General features: G+C 62.8%; 8 protein-coding genes. 7 read left to right on the forward strand and 1 reads right to left on the reverse strand.

Annotated elements, in window-relative coordinates:
• The first annotated feature begins 10 nt into the window (after positions 1–10).
• From rnpA to V6M39_RS09020, 7 genes are all read left to right on the forward strand, one after another.
• Positions 11–295 (forward strand): ribonuclease P protein component, encoded by a 285-nt coding sequence (gene rnpA, locus V6M39_RS08990; protein ID WP_332643488.1) that lies wholly within the window; start codon positions 11–13, stop codon positions 293–295.
• Positions 292–561 (forward strand): membrane protein insertion efficiency factor YidD, encoded by a 270-nt coding sequence (gene yidD, locus V6M39_RS08995; protein WP_332643481.1) that lies wholly within the window; start codon positions 292–294, stop codon positions 559–561. The genes rnpA and yidD overlap by 4 nt, the downstream gene beginning before the upstream one ends.
• Positions 546–1,580: a membrane protein insertase YidC gene (gene yidC, locus V6M39_RS09000; RefSeq protein WP_332643482.1), complete on the forward strand. Its 1,035-nt coding sequence runs from the start codon at positions 546–548 to the stop codon at positions 1,578–1,580. The genes yidD and yidC overlap by 16 nt, the downstream gene beginning before the upstream one ends.
• Positions 1,580–2,053 carry a Jag family protein gene (locus tag V6M39_RS09005; protein WP_332643483.1) on the forward strand — a complete coding sequence of 158 codons (474 nt, stop codon included), beginning with the start codon at positions 1,580–1,582 and terminating at the stop codon, positions 2,051–2,053. Before yidC ends, V6M39_RS09005 begins: the two co-directional genes overlap by 1 nt.
• Positions 2,054–2,135: 82 nt before the next feature.
• Positions 2,136–2,690, forward strand: coding sequence for a 16S rRNA (guanine(527)-N(7))-methyltransferase RsmG (gene rsmG / locus V6M39_RS09010; RefSeq protein WP_332643484.1), 555 nt, complete (start codon positions 2,136–2,138; stop codon positions 2,688–2,690).
• A gap of 55 nt (positions 2,691–2,745) precedes the next feature.
• A complete protein-coding gene (locus V6M39_RS09015; RefSeq protein WP_332643485.1) occupies positions 2,746–3,696 on the forward strand; it encodes a ParA family protein in 951 nt (316 codons plus the stop codon).
• The gene (locus V6M39_RS09020) at positions 3,696–4,586 is read left to right on the forward strand and encodes a ParB/RepB/Spo0J family partition protein (protein WP_332643486.1); all 891 of its coding nucleotides are present in this window, start codon (positions 3,696–3,698) and stop codon (positions 4,584–4,586) included. The genes V6M39_RS09015 and V6M39_RS09020 overlap by 1 nt, the downstream gene beginning before the upstream one ends.
• A 45-nt stretch (positions 4,587–4,631) precedes the next feature.
• On the opposite strand, the gene trxA is transcribed toward V6M39_RS09020, so the two are convergent.
• Positions 4,632–4,941: thioredoxin (gene trxA, locus V6M39_RS09025; protein ID WP_332643487.1), on the reverse strand; the 310-nt coding region annotated here is incomplete at its 5' end.

Below are 4,941 nucleotides of genomic sequence, written 5' to 3' on the forward strand. Positions count from 1 at the left end.
CCGGCACACGATCCGTCGTGGGGCCAAAGGCGTACAACCCACCCTTGTCACACATGTCGTTCCAGGAACCGGCGGACCCACGTCCGTCGGTTTCGTCGTGAGCAAAGCCGTCGGATCTGCTGTGGACCGCAACCGCGTCAAGCGTCAGTTGCGGCACCTCATGCGTGATCGCCTCGATCGCCTTCCTGCAGGGTCTCGGGTCGTCGTACGCGCGCTTCCGGCGTCTTCGGATGCTGGATCCACGACGCTCGCTGAGCATCTTGACGCAGCACTAGCTCGCGGCGGTGCCCGATGAAGTACCCAATCATCTGGTTCCTAAAGGCCTATCGCTTTGCGATCAGCCCGTTGTACGGCCAGGTGTGCCGCTACCACCCGACCTGCTCCGCCTACGCTTTGCAGGCTGTGGAGACTCATGGTGCGTTCCGCGGGGTCTTCCTTGCCGCTCGACGTGTCATGCGTTGTCACCCATGGGCCGCCGGCGGATACGACCCTGTCCCACAGTCATCCAGTCTTAAGCACCACGCGAACCAGCACAGAGGAGAACAATGTTCGGCTTCCTAGGCGACATCGGATCGGCCATCATGACGCCGCTCTACTACGCCGTCTCCGCAGTGCTGCTGGCCTGGCACCGAGCGTTCGAGGCACTCGGACTCTCACCGAACTCCGGATGGACCTGGGCGCTGGCCATCATGGGCCTGACCGTCACGATTCGTGCGCTCCTGATCCCCCTGTTCGTGCGGCAGATCAAGTCGAGCCGCAACATGCAGCTCCTCCAGCCGCAGATCAAAGAGCTGCAGAAGAAGTACGCGCATGATCGCGAGAAGCTGACCCAGGAGCAGATGAAGCTCTGGAAGGACACCGGCACCAATCCGTTCGCCTCGTGCCTCCCCCTGATTCTTCAGATGCCGATCTTCTTCGCGCTGTTCCGCGTGATCGACCGTGCGACACACGCAGACCCCAAGGGCTTCCTGACACTCTCTGACTCCGAGTCGCTGTCCAATGCGAAGCTTCTCGGCGCGCAGATCGCTGACACGTTCCTCAGGAGCGATGTCGTCAACACCAAGATCCTCACGATGACCCTGGTTCTGGCGATGTGTGCGACGCAGTTCCTCACGCAGCGCCAACTGATGTCCAAGAACATGCCTGCCGATGCGCTCAGTGGCCCGTACGCGCAGCAGCAGAAGATGCTGCTCTACGTCCTCCCCGTGGTGTTCGCCGTCGGCGGTGTGGCCTTCCCGCTCGGCGTCCTCTTCTACTGGACCACGTCGAACCTGTGGACCATGGGTCAGCAGTTCTACGTGATCCGCCGCAACCCGGCACCTGGCACTCCCGCATTCAAGGCGAAGCAGGACCGCGACAAGGCACGCGGCAAGACCGTCGCTGAGGACCCCCTGAAGAAGACCGAGGACGAGGCCCCGAAGCCTGCGCCTCGTGCACAGCCGAAAAATCAGCCACGAAGCCAGCGCAAGAAGGCACCCGCGCCGGCACCGAAGCCCAAGCAGCGCGGCGGACCCAAGTCGCCACAACAGCCAAAGAAGAAGCCGGACATCACGGCCAAGGATCCAGAGAAGGACATCTGATGAGTGACCTCGCAAAGGAACTGGAGAAGGAAGGCGACATCGCCGCCGACTTCCTCGAAGAACTGCTCGACATTGCTGACCTCGATGGCGACATCGACATGGACGTCGACGGCGACCGTGCCGCGGTCGAGATCGTCGGAGGCAACCTCGACCACCTCGTCGGTCGTGACGGCGAAGTGCTTGACGCACTGCAGGAGTTGACTCGCCTCGCGGTCTACCGCGAGACGGGTGAGCGCAGCCGCCTGATGCTCGATGTCGCTGGCTTCCGTGCAGCGCGCCGTACCGAGCTCGTCGCAGTTGCCGAAGGCGCTGTCGAAAAGGTCAAGGGCGGCGAGGCGTCTGTGTCGTTGTCAGCGATGACGCCGTTCGAGCGCAAGGTCGTCCACGACGCCGTTGCTGCCGCCGGACTCAACAGCGCGTCAGAAGGCGTCGAGCCGCAGCGCTACGTCGTCGTCCTGCCTGCTGGCGAGTGACATGAGCTCTGACGAGCGCCCCGATGTTTCACGTGAAACACCCCCGTCGTCCGCGGCGGGGGTGTTCTCGTCACAGCTCCCTGTGGCTGAGCAGTATGCAGATCTGCTGGCGACCGAAGGTGTTGTACGGGGGTTGATCGGCCCGCGTGAGGTCCCACGCCTGTGGGACCGCCACATCCTCAATTCGGCCGTAGTCCTGCCCCGAGTCCCCCAAGGTGCCACCGTGGCCGATGTTGGCACTGGTGCGGGCCTACCAGGGCTGGTGTGGGCGATTGCTCGGCCTGACCTCAAAGTGACGCTGATCGAGCCGCTCCTGCGACGTACGACGTTCCTGGACGAGGCTGTGGTGAAGCTTGGTCTCGAGAATGTCACGGTGCTGCGGGCGCGTGCAGAGGACGTCAAGGAGACCTACGACGTGGTGACGGCTCGTGCGGTGGCCCCGCTCGACAAGCTGGGGCGCTGGTGCCTCCCACTCGTCCGCAAGGGCGGTGTTCTCCTCGCACTCAAGGGGCGTACAGCCGAACAAGAAGTGAAGGCTTCCACGGCGACCCTCCACCGACTGGGTGCGACGACTATCGTGGTCTCGACGTACGGGGAAGAAGACAACCCCACGACCGTGGTGGAGGTGACCAAATGAGCAATGTTGGTCATGTTTCACGTGAAACCACCGAAGGAGCACTGTGAATTCAGGGATGGGGAATTCACCCGCACCATCGGCTGCGGCGTACGGCGCCACACCCGTGCCGAGCCATGACGCCTCCACCCCGTTGGCCGCAGAGGCGCAGGAGCACGTAGAGCTGGCTCAGCGAGTCTCCGAGGCTCAGCGCTTTGACAAGCCTGAGCAGACTCGTGTCTTCGTGGTGGCCAATCAGAAGGGTGGCGTCGGCAAGACCACGACCACCGTCAACATCGCCGCTGCGCTCGCCATGCGTGGATTGCGTGTTCTGGTCATCGATCTCGATCCGCAGGGCAATACCTCCACGGCGCTAAACATCCCGCACCAGGAAGGCACCCCGGGTGTCTATGAGGCAATCGTCGATGGCACCGATCTCGACGAGCTCGTACGCCCGTGTCCCGACATCGACGGCCTGACGGTTCTGCCTGCGTCGATCGACCTTGCGGGTGCCGAGATCGAGCTGGTGTCGCTGGTCGCCCGCGAGTCACGTCTCGACCGAGCCCTGCAGGCGTACCTCAAGGACTGCGTTGAAGCAGGCGACCGCATCGACTATGTGCTGATCGACTGCCCGCCTTCGCTGGGCCTGCTGACCGTCAACGCGATGGTGGCCGGCCGTGAGGTACTCATTCCGATCCAGTGCGAGTACTACGCGCTCGAGGGTCTCGGTCAGCTGGTGCGCAACATCGAGCTGATCCGGTCACACCTCAATCCCAAGCTCGAGATCACCACGATCCTACTGACGATGTTTGATGCGCGCACCCGGCTCTCATCCGGTGTTGCCGAAGAGGTGCGCGCGTACTTCACCGACAAGGTGCTCAAGACTGCGATACCCAGATCGGTGCGCATCTCAGAAGCGCCGAGCTATCAACAGTCGGTTCTGACCTATGACGGTGCATCGTCTGGTGCCCTGTCCTATCTCGAGGCAGCTCGTGAGATCACGATCGCCAGTTCCAAGGAGAGCAGCTGATGGCCGCGACACGTCGAGGACTCGGACGCGGACTTGAGGCACTGATCCCGTCCGGCCCGGAAGAGGCCAAGGAATCAGGACTCCAGCAGATCGAGGGCGCCCGCTTCGCCGAGCTGCCACTCGACCAAGTGAGCCCCAACCCAAGACAGCCTCGCCAGGTCTTTGATGAGGACCACATGGCAGAGCTCGTCCACTCCATCAAGGAGGTCGGACTTCTCCAGCCGGTCGTCGTACGCGAGGTCGCCAAGGATCGCTATGAGCTGATCATGGGAGAGCGTCGCTGGCGGGCTCATGGCCTGGCCGGCAAGGACACCATCGGTGCCATCATTCGCGACACCTCGGATGAGGATCTGCTTCGAGATGCGTTGCTGGAGAACCTTCATCGGTCCAACCTCAACCCTCTGGAAGAGGCCTCGGCCTATCAGCAGCTGCTTGAGGATTTCGGCTGCACCCATGACGAGCTGGCGACCCGCATCGGCCGTTCGCGTCCTCAGATCAGCAACACGATCCGTCTCCTCAAGCTGACCCCGGCAGTCCAGAGACGGGTCGCTGCCGGCGTCCTGTCGGCGGGCCATGCCCGAGCCCTGGTGAGCATTGAGAACACTGAGATCCAGGACCGGCTGGCGACTCGCGTCGTCGCCGAAGGGCTCTCCGTACGAGCCCTCGAAGAGATCGTGGCGGTCGGTCCCAAGGCCACGAAAGAGGCTCGGAAAGCCAAGCCGACCATGTCAGCCCCGAAGCTCGCAGACCTCGCGGAGCGGCTCTCGGAGCGCTACGACACCCGGGTCAAGGTCGACCTCGGCCGGTCCAAGGGGAGGATCACCATCGAGTTCGCAACGCTCGAGGACCTCGAGCGCATCGTCGACATGATGGACCCGAAAAAGCAATAAGTCGACAAGTTGCCCTGTCGACTTATTGACTAGTGGTGTTGTGGGTTAAGCGGTGTGTTCTTCGAGCTCACTGAGGATCGCTGACTTGGGGCGAACGCCCACGAGCGACCGGACGACCTCACCCTTGTAGTAAAGGTTCATCGTCGGAAGACCGGTGACGCGGTACTTGGCCGGCGTCATCGGGTTGGCGTCAGCGTCCATCTTGAGGATCGTCAACTTCTCGCCCTTCTCAGTCGCGATCTCTTCGAGGATCGGAGCGAGCTGACGACACGGGCCGCACCAGCTGGCCCAGAAGTCGACGAGCACGGGGCCCTCAGCGTTGAGGACGAGCTCGTCGAAGTTGGCGTCCGTTACG

The organism is Aeromicrobium sp., assembly GCF_036675695.1.
Taxonomy (GTDB): domain Bacteria; phylum Actinomycetota; class Actinomycetes; order Propionibacteriales; family Nocardioidaceae; genus Aeromicrobium.

Coding starts and splice junctions, on each gene's coding strand:
- yidD (WP_332643481.1), top strand. CDS start 292: ATGAAGTACCCAATCATCTGGTTCCTAAAGGCCTATCGCTTTGCGATC.
- V6M39_RS09020 (WP_332643486.1), top strand. CDS start 3,696: ATGGCCGCGACACGTCGAGGACTCGGACGCGGACTTGAGGCACTGATC.
- yidC (WP_332643482.1), top strand. CDS start 546: ATGTTCGGCTTCCTAGGCGACATCGGATCGGCCATCATGACGCCGCTC.
- V6M39_RS09005 (WP_332643483.1), top strand. CDS start 1,580: ATGAGTGACCTCGCAAAGGAACTGGAGAAGGAAGGCGACATCGCCGCC.
- V6M39_RS09015 (WP_332643485.1), top strand. CDS start 2,746: ATGGGGAATTCACCCGCACCATCGGCTGCGGCGTACGGCGCCACACCC.